Origin of the sequence: Blastopirellula marina, assembly GCF_002967715.1 — a bacterium.
In the GTDB taxonomy this organism is placed as follows: Bacteria; Planctomycetota; Planctomycetia; order Pirellulales; family Pirellulaceae; genus Bremerella; species Bremerella marina_B.
In genome coordinates this window covers 116,368-133,948 of sequence record NZ_PUIA01000016.1, presented here as the reverse complement: position 1 = coordinate 133,948, position 17,581 = coordinate 116,368, and the positions used below count along the sequence as shown (strand labels likewise).

Sequence of the window (17,581 nt, the reverse complement as noted above, 5' to 3'; positions counted from 1 at the left end):
TCTTTCCGTTTCTGGTGTGGTTGATTACTTGCTTAGGAAAAGATCACTGGTAACGACATGCTCGATAATCGAGCGGAATCCGTAGCCGTCTGCGGCCGCTTTATTGGCAATCAATTCGACCTGCGGACGATCGGCAAACTCAATCGTCGCCCCGGTACCGTACACTAACAGATGCTCGGCAACGTTCGCCGCCAGACGATGGGGATGGCTCGTTACGATCTTCTGAAAGCCATCGATGTTTCTGAATTCTTGCCCGCTGGGCAATTCGTAACTCGCATCGATCTTCGGACCAGCTTTCACTCCGCGTCCTTGAACTTGCGGATAATTGTCTCGCCACCTTCCGGTCGGATCGTAATTCTCCAACGCAAATCCGGCTGGGTCGATCTTTGTATGGCAACTGGCACACTCCCCTTGGCTACGATGTTTAGCCAATTGTTCGCGAATGGTCTTGGCACCACGAATATCAGGCTCAACAGCCGGAACGTTACTCGGTGGCGGAGGCACGTCCACACCTAGTAATCGCTCGGAGACCCACACGCCACGAATCACCGGCGACGTGTTCGACCCATTCGCGGTCACTTTCATGATCGCCCCCTGGGTAATCAAACCTCCACGTCGGTCTTGCGGCTTCAGCTTGATCCGTTGAAGTTCGTCCCCAGTGATTCCGTCGATTTCGTAGTAGCGAGCCAAACGGCTATTGAGATAGGTGAAGTCCGAGTCGATCAAATGAGAAACGCTAAGGTTCTCGTTCAGCATTTCGCCGAGATAGGCCTCTGTTTCGGTCAGCATGGCCTGTTCGACGATCGGATCAAAGTCTCGATACAGCTTTGCATCTGGCTGCGTGAAGTCGATCTGATCCAGGTCGAGCCATTCTCCCGCCCAGTCGTGAATGAAACGCTCGGCCTGATTACCGGACAACAACCGTCGCGTTTGCTGCTTGAGCGTTTCTGTGTCACGCATTTTTCCAGCGGACGCCAACTGCATTAGCTCCGCATCAGGCGTGCTTCCGGTAAGGAGATAGCTTAGGCGAGTCGCGACCTCGTAATCATCCAGCGAACCCGGCTCTTCGGCAAAGTAAATGAATCGCGGCGAACACAAGAGAGCACGATAACCCAAGCGAATCGCTTCGACGAATTCGGCTTTTTTGTCGATCGCTTCGTTTACCTCTGCCAAGTAGGGTTGCATCTCTTCCGAGGTAACCGGACGTCGAAAGGCTCGACTGGCGAATTGCGTTAACAGTCGTTCGGCATCTGCCTTGGGATTCTTACTAATCACTATCCAAGGCTTACGTTTGTCTTTTTGCGGCTCAACCTTCAGGTCCCCTAGCAGGAACTCACGGACTAGGTCATCGTTTCCGTTAAGATGAACCTGCTTCATCGTCACCCGGTCGAAAGCGATCCCAGGCAAGTCTTGCGGTTCCCCTTCGCCGACTCCTACCTGACCACCAGCAAAGCGTCCCTTTTTCAAAGTTGTATCGCCTGGGCGAATTTCAAGCATATGCCCTCTGGGAAGCCAAGTGGTGAACTTAATCACCTTGGGCTGCTCCATGGCCTCGAAGGTTGTGATGTGGGCTAGAAGAGGAGCACTCGAGACGCATGGCCCGCTACGAACCGTCGACCAGACGCCCCCTGTTTTAGGCAACTTGACCCCGGAAACGGTCACTTCAAACTCATACCATCCATCCTCTTTCGCTGTGGTGGCTGGCAATCGACCGTAATAGATCAAGCCTGAACTCCAGATCACGGCTTTGCCTTTGCGCATCTCAGGCTCACGGCAGCGACGTGTTGGACTCGTTCGAGCAACACCTTGAGCATTGAAGTCTTTTTGATATTCATCTTCAGGACTTAGTGCGCGACGAAAAGCCTCATCAAGGGCAACGTCGACCGTCTCAAGATGGGCAGCCAATTGAAAGTGGGACATCCCTTGCCCGGAAGCAACGGTCGTGAATCCCTCTGTCTTTTGCTCTGCCGGTAAATAGTCCAACAGCGGGATATCGATGGCCAACAAATCTTGCATCGATCGCTCGATCTGCTTTCGCGTCAACCGACGCCCGCGAACACGCCCGTACTTGGTTTGGATATTCTTTTGAAAGTTCATCAATCCATGGTTCGTGGCAGCGAGAAACGTCTGACGCTCTTTCGCACCGGGTTCCCCATAATCAGCCGGAGGCATTTCGCCATCGTGAACTCGATCGTAGATACGCACCCAGCGTTGTAGATTGCTGCTGTCACCAAGGTCGAATGAAAGCTTTTCCAAATCGAGCGCAGCCTCGGCGGATTCGCCTTGGTGGCAATCGTAACAATTGTTTTCAAGAAAACTGCGTACCGCGTTGGGGGATGCCGGTTCCGCGGCTTGCGACGCGATGGTCGAAATCAGCAATAGAATCAGACCCGTCACACCAGCAATAGAAGTGTGATGCGCGCATATCGAAGCACGTAGGGAAAGTTTCATGGCAATCGCTAAGCAGGTAGGAAGGGCCGCAATATTAGGTCACGGCAAATTCTGGGAGGGGGTGTCGACACCGGGGCATGTATTTCTATTCCTTCGGCATCTCCTACGAATTCTAGCCAATATGTTCAAGAAAAGCGAGAAGCTTTGCGGTGACAAGCGTACAGCCCCCCGCCCACAAACAGCCCAATCGGGTGGACTATTCGGCTAAGTAGACGTCATATGCTGGAGGAAGGTCGATGGTCGGACGTATGTCCATATCCAGCAAGGCGATAATTCGCAAAGTGCCCACGACAAAGCGAGCATCGAATGTCCCTTTTCCGGCCAATATGACATGCCCCCACTTGGAATAGATATGCCCTGCCAGGCTACCGTTGCCCAGCAGATTCTCCTGAACGAATACCATTGGTCGACGATCCGTTCGACGCTGGTAGAAAGAAAAGCCATCAAACGGGCTGCTTGAATCGTTGATGGGCGAGATATCACTCCCCAACAGTCCGATATTGACCACTGCCGAGGGCAACAGCCCGACGACATCGGCCAGCAGTCCGCCGGCGTCGGGACGCGTCTCGCCATCAGAAGCATCTGGCGTACCTAATGTGGGTGAGTAACCTGCGTTGTCGGTGATGTAGAACATAACCCCATCCGCCTGGATCTCGCCGGCCAACATCGTCAGCGAAATCTGTGTAAGGGGATCGGTGTTGCGAATGATGTAGACACCTGGTTCAAACTCGACGCGACCTGCTAGTACCGTAATCCACTCGTACACACCAGGCCTCATCGTGACCGGGGGCCCGATCAACGGAATGCCAACAATCGTACGACCGCCATGGAAGTCTGCTTTCACATTCGTAGCATCGACCCCAACCGTTGGCACCGGCAACTCGCGAAACGGATCAGGCACAGGGCGACGTTTCGCATGTAGAAAGTTTTCCGATCCAGAGCTTCCAAACTTGGAATAGTTTTGCAGTCGATCGACTCCGCCTGACGTGCGAATATCGGTTGCAGCGAGTTTCGACGTGGCAAGTATCGGCGTACAGGAAATGCCATATGGCGGAAGGGCATTCTTTCCCACATTTTCGTTATGCTCATCAACTCCTCCCCATTTGGTGTTCACGATCACCGCGCCGTCGACGGTGACTTGCCCGAGCCCCAAAACCTCCATACCGCCCAAGATCGCCGGCAACGACGGCACAATAGGCAGTACCGGCGACAAGGCGAACGGTGGTGGATCGTCATCCAACACGATGATCGCCGAGTCGTCGGTAACTGCCTTCAGGCCTGCCACCGATCGGGCACTGATGGTGGTCTCTTCATTCCCTAGGCGAGTCGAGCCGAAGGAATTACGAACTGCGTCACGCAAGATCACTTCCACATGACTGGACGAGCCTGCGAAGCTTCCAGTCAAAGGTGGGCAGTTGACTTCAATGGTGGCACTGTTTGTTGAGACGTTTGCCTCGGCAAACGCACTCGCAATTGCCTCGACTTCACTAGTCGACGAACCGAAGAAGAGTTCGTCAGCCCCAGACAATGCCGCAGTATCTGCTACCTGCTGAGCATCACGAAAACTAGCCGTAACGTTGCTTCCGTCAAGCACCAACAGCAGAAATGTAAACAGCGTCGGCAGGAGTACAGCCAGAAAGACAAGCACCTTTCCGCGTCGCGTAGATTGACCAGCATTTCGTCTCATTGGTTTGCCCCTCGTAATCAATGAATCGACTATTCGACTCGTTCTACGGCTCGACTGGATAGAAGTATCGAATCCATCCCCCACAGTGCTCCGAGTAGCAGCGGGTGCTGACTAGTCACCTGGACCGTCAGTTCCGAATTCGTTGTTGCCACACTATCTTGCCAACTCATTTCAACGTTTACCCGACGTGTATCCAGCATGTAGGCAGCAGGTCCGATTTCCGCGAGCAGGTCTGCCTGGGCATCTAAAGTGGAGGAGATTGTCTCAGGCCCCCATTCCCCCAACGAGGAGCCATCGCCGCGAATTGCTCCGGCCCGAGCGAGCCGATGTGCCGCTTCATCGAGGATGTTTTGTCGAATGGCTGTCATCCCAAACTCGAAAATCCCAAAAATGGTGACAAACAAAATCATGAGCACCAGGGCCGTTTCGACCATTGTGGCACCACGCCATCGACTTCGTATTTTTCGGGTATAGAGGGTCATCGATATTGCCGAATTCTCAGGTTGCGGCGGACATGAAAATCACCAGGCATCAGTTGCAATGGTGAATCGATCGTCAGATGCATTTCCATTTGAATCTCAACGCGTTCGTTTTCGGTTGTCGTTTCCAGTTTCAATATGAGGCCATCTGGATCGAAGGCTGAAAGCTGAGACAACTCTTCCACCGCCTTGGCAGTAACATCGGCCTTCCACTGCTCTATTTCGTCTTCATCAAAATGCGTGGTACTGGCGTAACGAATTGCTCGCCACGCCGCTTGGTTGGCAACCGACTTAATGTGATATCCCTGCGCAAGTTGCACGCAGAACATCGTCATGACGAATAACAGCGGCAGGCAGATCGCCATCTCGGTGGCCGCCAATCCTTTGAAGCGAGTGTTGGGGGATGCTTTCACTTCTTGGCCTCCGCTGGCTTGGCTTCCTGAGGAACCTCTTGGAAAGACTGCTGGATCTGCAGTGCGGCAGGGCCCGCTAAGACGACAAAGATCGTTGGAAAGATAAACAGGAGTGTCGGCACCAAAATCTTGACGGAGGCCTGCTGAGCCAATTCCTCGGCGCGTTGTTCGCGTTGAAATCGCAACATATCGGACAACTCCCGCAGGGCCGAGCCCATTTCGGAACCAAACCTCTGCGACTGTTCCACGAACGATGCCAACGCCCGAGCCTCGTCGACGCCGGTGCGGTCGCTCATACGGCCAAACCCCTGCCCCAGGGTTTGCCCCAGGTGAACGTCCCGCAACACGAAGTCGAGTTCGGTGGCCAATACGGCATGCGTTTGCCGCATCTCGGAATGAACTTGACTGATCGCTTCAGAAAGCCCCATGCCCCCTTCCACACACGTTATCGCCAAGTCAACAAAATCAGGCAGGGCTTGGCGAAAGTAGCGTTGGCGATTTCGTGTTATCGAACGAAGCATAATGTCTGGCACCAACATCCCCACGAAACCTAACAGCGCCCCCACCATCAAGGTCCAATGCCAAGGCCACGGAAATGCCCATGCAAGCAGAGTAGCCGCAGTGACCGGTGCGACCATGAGAATGATCTTTGCAATCATGAAGTACCCCAACGCGGCTGGCTCGTAGTAGCCTGCCCGAATCAATCGCCGCATCATCCGAGTGCGACGTGTCTCGTCATCAGGCATCAAGCGGCGCATTAATTCCTTGGCGGTACTACTGACAGCTACTCGGCTTAACAGTTGCGAAGCCTTCGACGGCGACTTTTCCCGCCCTCCCTCAATCAGGCCATCGACGCGTGACAGGGCCCTGTCCGGCACAGTCGTTAAGACGCTCGAAGCCGCGATCACCAGGCATGACACACCAATGAACACCGAAGCCACGACCAACCACGTCGACCATTCCAACTCAAACATGTTTCTGCCCCTTGAAATGCGGACCTTGGTTAGTAGGAAAAGTTAACGATCCGATAGATACAGAATGCACCAAGCAACTGCGAGAACACACAGCCTGCCAAGATATCGTGGCGTTCGAGCAGCACACTGATGTACTGCGGAGCGATGAGAGACATGATCATCACGACGATCGTCGGCATGGCGATCAGAACGGCCGCCTGCATGCGGCCTTCGCCTGTCAGTGACTTGATGCGGCGTTTCATCTTCACGCGTTTTCGAACCAGCTCGGACAACTGCTGTAATAGTTCTGCCAGATTACCCCCAGCTCGTTTATGCACTATCAATGCGATCGTAAAGATTCGAAGCTCCATCACGTTCACCCGGCGAGCCATATCACGCAGGGCCACTTCCGGAGGAACGCCCAGATGTTGCTGCTCGTAGAAGTAGTTAAACTCTTCGGAAAGTGGCTTGGGGAAGTCGTTCGCGATCATTTGCACGACTGCTGGAACGCCTTGGCCAGCACGCAGACCGCGGCTCATGGCAGAAAAGGCATCTGGCAACTGAGTCGAGATCTGCTCGCTTCGCGCATTGCGTCGAGAGTACACGACAATCGCAGGCAGAAACAGTGACAGAAACGTGCCGATTCCCAATACCCATCCCAATCCAAAAGCAAGCCACGATGCTCCCCCAGTCAGGCAAGAGATCATGATGCTTACCGCGGCAAACTGCCAGACGGTCATGCCTGTGGCCGCTTGATCAAGCCACGTTTGAATACGGTCCTGCACGCGTCTGAGCAGAGGTTTGTTCCCGCCGCTAATTGGACGCACCATGTCTTTGATGATCGGTGAGTTTTCCTGCTGTCGCTCAACTCGATCACGCATCGCGTCATTGATACGTTCGGAAACCCTGTTCTTGATGCGAAAGAACACGTCATACACAAGCCAGGCAACGGCAACGATCCCGACAGTCACACCGAGAAACGTGTTGATCAAGATGAAAGATTCTGACATCGGACCTGCCCCCTAAATGTCCTTGTTAACAACGCGAGTTCATTTTGCTGACTAGATCGGAGGGGATCTCTCTACGCTCAAACGTCGGTTCACCTCCGTCTTCGGAAAAACGACATACGAACATTGGCTTCAATCGAATGGCATCCCCATCTTTGACGACCTGACCAATTTGGGTCACTTTTCGTTTGCCGTTGGCAAGTCGTTTGACGTGAACAACAAGATCGATTGATGACGCGATCTGCTGGCGGATGTACCACATTGGCAGATTGTCTTGAGCCAAGCCCAGAAGCATTTCGAGTCGACTGATCGTGTCTTCTGCGCTGTTGGCGTGAATGGTGGTCAGACTTCCGTCGTGCCCTGTGTTCATCGCTTGCAGCATGTCGAACACCTCCTCCCCGCGACATTCGCCGACGATGATTCGATCGGGGCGCATACGCAGTGCGTTTCTCACAAGTTCACGGGTTGAAACGAGCCCTTTTCCTTCTAGATTCTCACAGCGTGTTTCCATTCGAGCGACATGCGGTTGTTGCAAGCGAAGTTCTGCAGCGTCTTCAATCGTGACAATTCGCTCTCTGGGCGAGATGCAACCGGACAGCATGTTCAGTAGTGTCGTTTTGCCGCTGCCCGTTCCTCCCGCAATCACCATGTTTAACCGGGCATGGATGGCCGCCTGAAGAAATGCCATCATTTCTTCCGACATGCCGCCAGTGCTGACAAACTGCTGGGCCGTAATGGCGTGCGACGCAAACCGACGCACTGAGACCAATGCCCCATCCAAAGCGATTGGCGAAATCACGGCATGAAAGCGGCTTCCATCAGGCAATCTCGCATCGACTGTAGGAGAGGACTCATCGATTCGACGACCAACCCGGCCGGCGATGCGTTGGACAATGCGAACCAGTTGTTCATTGTCAGAAAACCGGACCGAAGTCTCTTCCAATTGCCCGCCACGTTCTACGTAAACGTGCTGCGGACCGTTGATCAGAATATCGGTGATCGAACTATCGCGGAGCAGAGACTCGAGCGGCCCAAAACCAACCATTTCGTCGATTAATTCTTGAGCCAAACGATCCTTTTCACCATGACGTACTAATTCTGGATGCGAGAGAAACAGCTTTTCGATCGCTGTACGAAGCTCGCGTCGGACGACCGCTTCATCCAACTGCAACATCGCTCGAACGTCAACCATTTCGATCAACCAGCGATGGAACTTCTCTTTGATGACCTTGTCATCTCTTCGAGAAGATCTCTCGTCTGTCCTGGCTCTTACCGCATCGTTATGCGTTTGCTGAAACATGGACTTCCATCTCCCGAGTTGGCGTCGCCGACAACACCGTATTGGTGAGTTTCGTGATGGCTTGACTGAATTTGGAACGCGGAAATTCAAGTACCGCCGGCTCTCCCATGTTCACTCCATTAAGAACACTGGATGGTTCATGTGGAATCACGACGCTCAAGCGACGCTTCATGACCGACTCGAACTTCGCCTCGGGGATACTTGTGCCCTTGATATATTTATTGGCAACGACGATCAGACCACTCAGATCGCGACCTTCAAGGTGTTCCATCAATCGCTTCGTGCGAATCAGACTGGGAAAATCAAGCCGTGTCACAACAATGACAACGTCAGAGCATTCCAACGCTGCGAATTGCTCTTGATGAAACGCATCCTCGACATCGAGAACAACGAATTCATTTAGCTGAGCGAGATTCGCGATAAGGGCTTTTACCGACTCACTCGGCAAAAGACTGTGATCCCCCAAGTAACTGGGGCCAGCAATGAGCTTCAGACCCGATACATGCTGCTCTAACAACGTCGAAACAGTGACCGTATGGATCTCGTCCGCAAAGCGTGGGCAATCGGCAATCGATTGCCGCGGCGTAATGCCAAGTTGTTCGGCGGCGTCTCCACCGGTCAAGTTGAGATCGACAAAAACGGTGCTGCGGCGTTTGTTCGCTGCCAGGTTGATAGCAAAATTTGTCGCCACGGCGGTCTGCCCCGCTCCTCCCACCGCCGAGACGACACTAATCACCTGACCACTCCGTTTCGTCAGGACTTCCGAATCAAATAGACGTTTGAGTGAGTCCTCCAAGTCATGCAGGAAGTCGGCGGACATTTCAATAAAGTCCGCCGCTCCACTACGAATGATTTGAATCACGTCGTTGGCAGAGCGTGCCACCCCGAAAACGAGAATCGGCTTGCTCATGAGAATCTGCAGGCCGCAAATCACGCTACGCGTTTCTTGAAGATCGTCTCGAGCGACGACCAACATCAAATCGCACTGCGTCGAGTTTTGCTCGAAATACGCGCGAATCGCAGACAGGTCGCTGTCGATTCGATCGACGACCGTTACTCCACGCTGCTGTACGACCGGCGCAAGCGTTTCCGCAACCGCGCTCGGCCCGAGTATGACCGCTTTCATAGCGAGCCCCGCCCCTCGGTTCGTTTGTTGTGCCCCACTTTCGGTGGATATATGCCCCCACCTCAAGCAACTATCGAAACTTGCGGTATTCCGCGGGTGAGGTCAAACTGGAGGAAAGAAATTTGGGCGATCTCCACGAAGCGAAGCGTAGTTCGTTCCACCTTTGCGGATTGCCGGGGGCCCAGACCTACCCGAAGTAAGTATATATACTCAATGCAGGATAGTTCCTCGCAATCGCTGGCTAGCGGGAAATGAAATCACCATCCAGCCTTTAAACTCCTATTAGCACCCAACAAAGGAGTAAAAGCCACAATAGTGACTACACGAAATAACGAACTAACGTGTGACGGAATTTGATCACATCTGATAGACATTTATTAAGCAATCCAAACTATCTCGCCCCACATCCCAGGAAAAGCCTGCCGTGTATCGCTCGCATCTATTCACTACCACTGTTCTGTTCGCTATTTTCCTCCTTGCCTCAGTTGCCTCAGCAGATTGGCCGGGATCTGAGTCGCAGTGGAATGGGTACTCAAAATACGACTTCAAGGTCGACCAGCGGCCTGCCTACGTTGTCGTCCCTAAGCAGACCGCACCCGGAAATCCCTGGGTTTGGCGAGCTCGCTTCCCTGGCTTTCATGCGGAAGCTGACGTGCTGCTATTAGAGCGTGGGTTCCATGTCGCTTACATCAATACCGATGACATGCTCGGCAGCCCCAGGGCGATGGGGCACTGGGATAACTTCTACGATTTCGTCACAGCAAAGGGACTGTCCAAGCGAGTTGCCCTGGAAGGTGTTAGCCGTGGTGGCTTATTCGTCTACGGCTGGGCAGCTCGGCACCCCGATAGGGTTGCGTGCATTTATGCCGATACGCCCGTATGCGACATCAAGAGCTGGCCAGGAGGCAAGGGAAAAGGAGTCGGCAGCAGTGGAACCTGGCAACGTTTGCTCAAGGAGTACGACTTCTCAGAAGCCGAAGCGTTGGCCTACCAAAAGAACCCTATCGACATCCTGGCCCCGATCGCCGAAGCCAAGATCCCCGTCTTGCATATTGTTTCGCTGAATGATGTCGTCGTTCTACCGACGGAAAACACCTTCATTTTGGCCGAGCGTTATCGCAAATTAGGTGGCGATATCGAAATCATTGAAGTCCAGGAGGGAACGGAAAAGTCGCAAGGACATCACTTTACTCACCCCGATCCTAAACGAGTGGCCGACTTCATCGAGAAGCATGCAGCCCAGAACTAAGGGAATACGATCCAGCGACCAATTCTCGGCATCACCAAGATAATTTGACGCCACCTTAGATAGCGAGGACAAAACAGGTCCGCGCTATCACTCGATCTATCTTCTGATCAGGCTATCCGAAGCACTGGACTCCATCATGCTTGACCGGTTCGCCCTGCGCGCTCTGCCATTGACGCTTGCTATTCTAATGGCACCCGTTTCCCGTCACTCGTCATGGCTCAAGCAAAGCTCAACATCATACTAGTGATGGCTGACGACAAGTGAGATATCCGGAGCTCGTTTGGCTGAAAAACTGAGGAACTCGTGATTCCTTGTTGGGAACGATGGGTGTCCAGGTTCTGTTAGATTTCATCAAATCCAGGTCGAATCGGAACGATTAACTACACTTTGCCACACCTTCCCAGTAAGTAGGCGAATTTTCTGGGGGAGTGATGACAGCCGTACGGAATTCTATGCATAACCATGGGAGTACCCATGAACGTGCAGAGACGAACTGGGATTGTTCTTTTGGGAAAATCGAAAGCTTCGGGAATCATCCGGTAGTGCCATGCACATTGTTTTCGACAATACTAATCTGTGCTTCCGATGGTGTCTTATGTAATACGCGTGAAGTGTAAATGGGCCTGACGAATATGCGAGACGGTTCTTTTATCCCTATCACATTGGGATTGGTCTTGGTGGCTTTTACCTTGGGGTGCGGGACAGAAAAGGCTCCAGAGGTGGAAGTCATTCGCCCCGTCAAAACGCTACTGGTCGTAGAAGGCGAGGAGTCTCGCCAACGCTCGTTTCCTGGGACCGTTGAAGCGTCCCGACGCGTAGAACTGGCGTTTCGAGTTGCTGGCCTGCTTTCGGAATTGCCGATCAAAGAAGGCGATAAGGTTGCCAAAGGGGATTTGATCGCCCGGTTGCGACAAGATGAATTCCAGGCTCGCCTGACCTCCTTAAAGGGTGAACTCGACCAGGCCAGAGCAGCGCTGAGGGCGCTATTGGCAGGGGAACGTCCCGAAGAGATCCGACGAAGAGAAGCCCAGGTTCGTGCCTCGGCACTCAGGCTGGAAAATGCTCGGACGGAGTACACGCGTGCCATTGCACTTTCCCAGCGCAATGCGGTTTCGCAACAGGAGCTGGACCGGATTCAAACGAACTATAAGATCTCGCAAGAAGATTACGCTTCAGCGCAAGAGTCACTTGAGAAAGGGACTATCGGACGTGAAGAAGATATCGAGGCGATGGAAGCTCAGGTTCGAGGGTTGGAAAGCCGTGTTGTTGAAGCGCAGATTCAACTCTCTGATTCTACTATTTTCGCTCCCTACGACGGCGTGATTGCCCAGCGTTTCGTTGATCAGGGGCAAAACATTACGGCCGGCGATCGCGTGGTTCAGTTCCAAGACACAGAAGAGATTGACATCGCCGTCGATGTACCTGAAACCGTTATGGTTGCGGATATTCTTCAGGCGGACATCCTGCAGATGACGGCGACTCTTAGCGCCGCTCCAGGCATTGAGTTCCCAGTGCGAATTCGTGAGATTGCTCAGGTCGCAGATCCGGTCACGCAAACATTCAATGTTCGTGTGGCCATGGAAGCTCCAGAAAACATAAGAGTCCTGCCAGGGATGACCGCTAGTGTATCGGTTCGCTATCGCCGCGCAAGCGTGCTAGACGCACGGGTTCTCGTTCCGGTCGAGGCCGTTACCCAAAACTCTTCAGGTGAACAGGTCATTTGGAGCCTAGGTGAAGATAGCAAGGTAAGCCCCCGCAAGGTTACCCTGGGCGAGGCTACCGGCGGTCGGGTGGAAATCATGGAGGGAGCCGAACCTGGAGATCGCATTGTCGTGGCCGGCACTCGATTCCTGCGAGATGGAATGCAGGTTCGAGATCTTGGGAATGCCCTAGGAGAAAGCCGACCATGAACCCAGGTGTTTTCTCGGTCAAATATGATCGCGTTGTTTTTGTAGCGATGGTAATTCTCATCGTGGGGGGGATTGGTGCCTACAACTCGCTCGGGCGTCTGGAGGATCCCGAATTCACGATCAAGGAAGCCTTGATCATTACGCCCTATCCTGGCGCAAGCGCGGAAGAAGTTGCGATGGAGGTGACCAATCCCATCGAAAACGCATGCCAGCAACTAGGCCAGCTTGAACGGGTCGAATCGGAGTCGGTTCGAGGGCGTTCAATTGTGAAAGCAATCATCCGCGATCGCTTCGATAAGAGACGCATCCCCCAAGTTTGGGACGAACTGCGGCGTAAAATCTCTGACGCACAGTCTCAATTGCCTCCATCCGTCCGAGGCCAGTCGATGGTGATCGACGATTTCGGCGATGTCTACGGTATTTTCCTCGCCATAAGTGGCGAAGGATATACCTACCCGGAACTGCGGCGCTACGCCGAATTTCTCCGCCGCGAACTGCTTCTGGTAGACAACGTCAAGAAGGTTGAACTGTTTGGCGAACAGCAAGAGCAAGTGTTCTTGCAGATTCCTCGCCAACGACTGGCGCGGTTGGGAATCAACGAACAACAGATATACGATTTACTTCAAGCGCAGAACATCGCGGCAGACGGTGGCCGCATTCGAGTCGGCGGGGAGCATCCGGCGCTCGACCCGGAAGGTGGTTTTCAATCGCCTGCTGAAATGCTTGATCTGGTTGTCGGCTCGAACGACTCAGGGCGTCAGTTTACGCTGCGTGATATCGCCGATATCGAAAGAGGTTACGCCGACCCGCCTCGCCGTATTCTCCGTTTCGACGGTCAGCCAGCTATCGGCATCGGCATCTCGACCATCCAGGGTGGGAACGTCGTGCGCGTCGGCGAAGGAGTTCGCGAGAAGCTGGCCGCATTGAAATCGGAACAGCCGATCGGAATTGAAATTGGCGAAATCAATTTCCAGCCAGAGGCGGTCAGCGAGGCGACTTCTGATTTCGTTTTCAACCTTGTGAAGGCCGTCAGTATCGTGATTGTGGTATTGCTGCTGACCATGGGGCGAAAAACGGGGATCATTATCGGGGTGGTCTTGTTCCTGACGATCATGGCCACGTTCATGGTGATGTCCTTAGAGGGGAATCTGCTCATGGAGCGGATCTCACTAGGGGCGCTGATCATTGCTCTGTGCATGTTGACCGATAATGCCATCATCATCATCGAAGGTATCAAGGTTCGCATTGAAGCAGGCGAAGACAAGTTGGAAGTGGTCCGTGACGTCGTTGGACAGAACCAATGGCCGTTGTTTGGTGCTACGGCCATTGGCGTGCTCGCATTTGCAGCCATTGGCTGGTCGGAAGATGCGACCGGCGAATATACCAACTCACTGTTTTGGGTGATCCTGATATCACTGAGCCTCAGCTGGCTTTCTTCCGTCACGGTAACACCGCTTCTGGGTTACCTGTTCTTTAAGCCACAGCAGAATTCGGCAACCGATTCTGTTCCGGCGAAAGCGTATTCCGGAACCGTATTTCAGGCATATCAGAAGCTTCTGGGCTTAGCGCTGCGAAATCGCTGGGGAGTCGTTATTGCCTCAGTCGTGATGTTCGTCCTTTCCCTGTATGGATTTACGTGGGTTGATCAAAGCTTCTTTCCTCCGGCAACTCGACCGCAGTTTATGGTCGACGTGTTCCTTCCTTCTGCAACACATATCCGCCAGACGGAAAGCTTTGCGGAAGAGATCGAGGACTATCTTCAGTCGCAAGACGGTGTCTCTCACGTCGCATCGTTCGTTGGTAGCGGTGGTATGCGGTTTTTGTTGGTCTATTCGCCCGAATCCGAGAATCGCGCGTACGTGCAGTTCCTGGTGCAAGTTGACGATCCCGACAAGATTGGCCCGCTCGTGGCATCGGTCCAGAAACACCTGGATCAACAATATCCTGACGCAAACGCCGTGGCGAAACAATTCTTACTCGGTCCCGGTGCTGGCGGGCGAATTCAAGCTCGGTTCCAGGGGCCAGATCCGAAGGTGCTCCGCCAGTTGGCTGATCAGGCTCTGACAGTCATTGAAGACGATGGCAACGCGGTAGGTATCCGCCATGACTGGCGCGACCGCGAAAAGGTGGTGCGTCCTAACTTGTTCGAATCGCAGGCTCGACGAAATGGCCTCACACGCGTCGATGTGGCGAGAACACTGCAAAGCAGTATGGAAGGGCGTGTCGTTGGATTCTACCGCGAACCAGGAAGCGCGGGCTCTGGCGTTTACCCGCAGGAATCTCGCCTTCTGCCAATCGTCTCGCGGCCCCCTATTGACGAGCGGAGCGATGTGGCGGCAATCGACAGCATGCAAATCTGGAGCCCTGTCGCAGGCCGAATGATTCCGTTGAGTCAGGTGGTCGCCGATGTCGGCGTCGTTTGGGAGGACCCGATTGTACATCGCCGCGATCGCTTCCCAACGTTGACCGTTCATGCAGATCCCCGGCAAGGTTTGCCGAGCCAACTTTTCAATCGAATTCGCTCCGATATCGAGGCGATTGAGTTGCCTCCTGGCTACAGTTTGCAGTGGGGGGGCGAATATGAAGACTCAGCCAGAGCTCGAACCGCCCTGGCCCAACCACTTCCTTACTTTTTGGCGTTGATGGGCTTCATTGTCGTCTGTTTGTTCAATTCGTTTCGTGTTACGGCGCTGATTTGGTTGATCATGCCCCTGTCGATCATCGGGGTAACGGTCGGCTTGTTATTGACTGGCCAGCCATTCGGCTTCATGGCGCTTCTCGGCGTGTTATCGCTGGGGGGTGAACTGATTAAGAATCAGATCGTGGTCGTAAGCAAGATCGAGACAGAAATTGCCAACGGCAAGTCCCCCTACGACGCCATTATTTATGGCGGCACCAGCAAAATGCGTCCCGTCTCGATGGTCGTTCTTACGACGGTCTTGGGGATGATACCGCTGCTTAAGGATCCGTTCTTTGGCGCGATGGCCGTATGCATTATGTTCGGACTGTCGTTTGCCGCTGTGCTATCACTGTTCGTTACGCCTGTTATGTACGCCATCATGTACAACATTCATGAGAAGCCAGGTGAGACGTCGTAAGAGGCAGGCCTGCTGTCTGTGCCTTTCCACCGCATGCCATTCACTGGATAGCTTGATCAGATGACATTCGAATTGCTTGTCGTATTGGCGTTGCTCATTTCGGCGATTGCTATGTTCGCCGTCAACAAACCGCGCATGGATGCGGTAGCGTTGATCATGCTTGTCGCCTTGCCGTTGACTGGGATTATTACCGTCAACGAATCTTTAGCAGGATTCAGCGACGCAAATATCGTCTTGATTGCCGCGTTGTTTGTGATCGGCGATGGATTGGTAAGAACCGGCGTCGCCAGATCTATCGGGGATTGGCTGTCGAAAAAGGCGGGGAGCAGCGAAGTTCGCCTGATCTTGATGTTGATGTTGGTTGTCTGTGCACTTGGTGCCTTCATGAGTTCGACGGCCATCACGGCCATCTTTATTCCCGTTGTGCTGCGGATTTCACAAGGCACAGGCTGCTCTCCCGGACGGTTGATGATGCCACTGAGTACGGCAGCGTTGATCAGCGGCATGATGACGTTAATCGCTACGGCACCGAATCTGGTTGTCAGCGGTGAGTTGGAACGTCATGGTCTTGATGGTTTTCACTTTTTCGCATTCACCCCGTTTGGGATTCCGATCCTGTTCGCCGGTATCGGCTATATGTTGTTCGCGCGACGCTGGCTCGGTTCGAGCGAGTCGGAAACGCAGCAGCAAAGCGGGCCGAATCTCGCGAAGTGGGTGGAGGAGTATCGCCTGGCAGAAGCCGAGCATCGCGTTTCAATTTCTGCTGCTTCACCACTTGTGGGAAAGACGATCGAGAGTATTCGTTCGGCGGAGGACACCGGTGCCAAGATTATCGCGATTGAACGGGGCAAAACGCTCATCCAGCCAACCAATAAGACGCTGTTGGAAGTCGGTGATATCCTGTTCATCGATTTGCGGGCCGACGCGACCGTTGTCGAAGAGCTTTGTACGCGATATGCCGTCGACAGACTGCCATTGACTGGCGGTTACTTTTCCGATCGTTCGCAAGAGATCGGTATGGCCGAAGTATTGTTACCGGCGACATCGGAGTTGGTAGGCAAATCGTTAGTCGAAGCCCACTTCCATGATGAATACGACTTGCGCGTGATTGGGCTTCGTCGAGGTCGTCAGGAACATGTCGGCAATCTAAAAGACGAGGAGATGAAGGTCGGTGATGTGTTGTTGGTAATTGGACCGTGGCGGGCCATTCGCAACTTGCAGTCGCACGGTGGTGACCTGGTTTTGTACAACGTGCCGGTTGAAATTGAAGAAGTACTTCCAGCCCCAGGCAAAGCAATCCCAGCAGTCGTCTGTCTGGTGTTGGTTGTGGGATTGATGGTTAGTGGTTTGGTGCCCAACGTCCTCGCCGCACTCGCAGGTTGCCTGTTGATGGGTGCCTTCGGGATCATCGATCTGAACAGCGCCTATCGTTCCATCGACTGGAAGACGTTGGTGCTGATTGTGGGTATGTTGCCGTTTTCCATCGCTCTTCAGCGCACTGGGGGAGTGGACCTGCTTGCCGACGGATTGATGGCGGTCATCGGTGGCCTTGGTTGGCGTACCGTGCTGGCCTGCATTTTTGCAATCACGGCAATCCTGGGCATGTTCATTTCCAATACGGCAACGGCGGTGTTGATGGCCCCGGTCGCGTTGGCACTTGCCAAAGACTTCGACGCATCGCCCTACCCATTTGCCATGATTGTTGCTTTGGCTGCGTCATCCGCATTCATGACGCCAGTTTCTTCGCCGGTGAACACTCTCGTGGTAACTCCGGGCAATTATTCGTTCGGTGATTTCGTCCGAATCGGCGTTCCGTTTACGGTGATCGTCATGTTGATCAGCATCGTTTTGGTGCCAATTCTCTTTCCCTTTTAATCTGAGCTAAACCCCTTCTGGTCCCCTCTTGCA

At 53.6% G+C, this 17,581-nt stretch carries 12 protein-coding genes; 4 read left to right on the top strand and 8 right to left on the bottom strand.

The genetic code is table 11. From position 1 onward, the window contains the following. Nucleotides 1-24: 24 nt before the first annotated feature. From C5Y96_RS02515 to C5Y96_RS02475, 8 genes are all read right to left on the bottom strand, one after another. Nucleotides 25-2,451, bottom strand: coding sequence for a DUF1592 domain-containing protein (locus C5Y96_RS02515; RefSeq protein WP_105349974.1), 2,427 nt, complete (start codon nucleotides 2,449-2,451; stop codon nucleotides 25-27). Between the two features lie 196 nt (nucleotides 2,452-2,647). Beyond that, nucleotides 2,648-4,138 (bottom strand): pilus assembly protein TadG-related protein, encoded by a 1,491-nt coding sequence (locus C5Y96_RS02505; RefSeq protein WP_105349972.1) that lies wholly within the window; start codon nucleotides 4,136-4,138, stop codon nucleotides 2,648-2,650. Between the two features lie 29 nt (nucleotides 4,139-4,167). Continuing rightward, nucleotides 4,168-4,620 (bottom strand): TadE/TadG family type IV pilus assembly protein, encoded by a 453-nt coding sequence (locus tag C5Y96_RS02500; RefSeq protein WP_105349971.1) that lies wholly within the window; start codon nucleotides 4,618-4,620, stop codon nucleotides 4,168-4,170. Beyond that, nucleotides 4,617-5,030, bottom strand: a complete 414-nt coding sequence (locus tag C5Y96_RS02495) for a TadE/TadG family type IV pilus assembly protein (protein ID WP_105349970.1) — start codon at nucleotides 5,028-5,030, stop codon at nucleotides 4,617-4,619. Before C5Y96_RS02495 ends, C5Y96_RS02500 begins: the two co-directional genes overlap by 4 nt. Next, entirely contained in the window at nucleotides 5,027-6,004 is a 978-nt protein-coding gene (locus tag C5Y96_RS02490) for a type II secretion system F family protein (protein ID WP_105349969.1), read from the bottom strand. The genes C5Y96_RS02495 and C5Y96_RS02490 overlap by 4 nt, the downstream gene beginning before the upstream one ends. A gap of 29 nt (nucleotides 6,005-6,033) precedes the next feature. Continuing rightward, on the bottom strand, nucleotides 6,034-6,993 hold the full coding sequence (locus C5Y96_RS02485) for a type II secretion system F family protein (protein WP_105349968.1): 960 nt from the start codon (nucleotides 6,991-6,993) through the stop codon (nucleotides 6,034-6,036). A 25-nt stretch (nucleotides 6,994-7,018) separates the two neighbouring features. Beyond that, nucleotides 7,019-8,290, bottom strand: coding sequence for a CpaF family protein (locus C5Y96_RS02480; protein WP_105349967.1), 1,272 nt, complete (start codon nucleotides 8,288-8,290; stop codon nucleotides 7,019-7,021). Further along, the gene (locus C5Y96_RS02475; protein ID WP_105349966.1) at nucleotides 8,271-9,416 is read right to left on the bottom strand and encodes a CpaE family protein; all 1,146 of its coding nucleotides are present in this window, start codon (nucleotides 9,414-9,416) and stop codon (nucleotides 8,271-8,273) included. The genes C5Y96_RS02480 and C5Y96_RS02475 overlap by 20 nt, the downstream gene beginning before the upstream one ends. Nucleotides 9,417-9,840: 424 nt before the next feature. On the opposite strand from C5Y96_RS02475, the gene C5Y96_RS02470 reads away from it, so the two are divergent. From C5Y96_RS02470 to C5Y96_RS02455, 4 genes are all read left to right on the top strand, one after another. Next, nucleotides 9,841-10,665, top strand: coding sequence for an alpha/beta hydrolase family protein (locus C5Y96_RS02470; RefSeq protein WP_105349965.1), 825 nt, complete (start codon nucleotides 9,841-9,843; stop codon nucleotides 10,663-10,665). 677 nt (nucleotides 10,666-11,342) lie between these two features. Then, complete coding sequence (locus tag C5Y96_RS02465; RefSeq protein WP_158261056.1) at nucleotides 11,343-12,575, top strand: efflux RND transporter periplasmic adaptor subunit; 1,233 nt, start codon at nucleotides 11,343-11,345, stop codon at nucleotides 12,573-12,575. Beyond that, on the top strand, nucleotides 12,572-15,673 hold the full coding sequence (locus C5Y96_RS02460; protein WP_105349963.1) for an efflux RND transporter permease subunit: 3,102 nt from the start codon (nucleotides 12,572-12,574) through the stop codon (nucleotides 15,671-15,673). Before C5Y96_RS02465 ends, C5Y96_RS02460 begins: the two co-directional genes overlap by 4 nt. A 60-nt stretch (nucleotides 15,674-15,733) precedes the next feature. Then, nucleotides 15,734-17,548 carry an SLC13 family permease gene (locus tag C5Y96_RS02455; protein ID WP_105349962.1) on the top strand — a complete coding sequence of 605 codons (1,815 nt, stop codon included), beginning with the start codon at nucleotides 15,734-15,736 and terminating at the stop codon, nucleotides 17,546-17,548. Nucleotides 17,549-17,581 lie beyond the last annotated feature (33 nt).

Excerpts from the sequence above, each read along its gene's own strand:
- C5Y96_RS02460 (WP_105349963.1), top strand. The coding sequence starts at position 12,572 with ATGAACCCAGGTGTTTTCTCGGTCAAATATGATCGCGTTGTTTTTGTA.
- C5Y96_RS02475 (WP_105349966.1), bottom strand. The coding sequence starts at position 9,416 with ATGAAAGCGGTCATACTCGGGCCGAGCGCGGTTGCGGAAACGCTTGCG.
- C5Y96_RS02485 (WP_105349968.1), bottom strand. The coding sequence starts at position 6,993 with ATGTCAGAATCTTTCATCTTGATCAACACGTTTCTCGGTGTGACTGTC.
- C5Y96_RS02515 (WP_105349974.1), bottom strand. The coding sequence starts at position 2,451 with ATGAAACTTTCCCTACGTGCTTCGATATGCGCGCATCACACTTCTATT.
- C5Y96_RS02500 (WP_105349971.1), bottom strand. The coding sequence starts at position 4,620 with ATGACCCTCTATACCCGAAAAATACGAAGTCGATGGCGTGGTGCCACA.
- C5Y96_RS02480 (WP_105349967.1), bottom strand. The coding sequence starts at position 8,290 with ATGTTTCAGCAAACGCATAACGATGCGGTAAGAGCCAGGACAGACGAG.
- C5Y96_RS02455 (WP_105349962.1), top strand. The coding sequence starts at position 15,734 with ATGACATTCGAATTGCTTGTCGTATTGGCGTTGCTCATTTCGGCGATT.
- C5Y96_RS02505 (WP_105349972.1), bottom strand. The coding sequence starts at position 4,138 with ATGAGACGAAATGCTGGTCAATCTACGCGACGCGGAAAGGTGCTTGTC.
- C5Y96_RS02490 (WP_105349969.1), bottom strand. The coding sequence starts at position 6,004 with ATGTTTGAGTTGGAATGGTCGACGTGGTTGGTCGTGGCTTCGGTGTTC.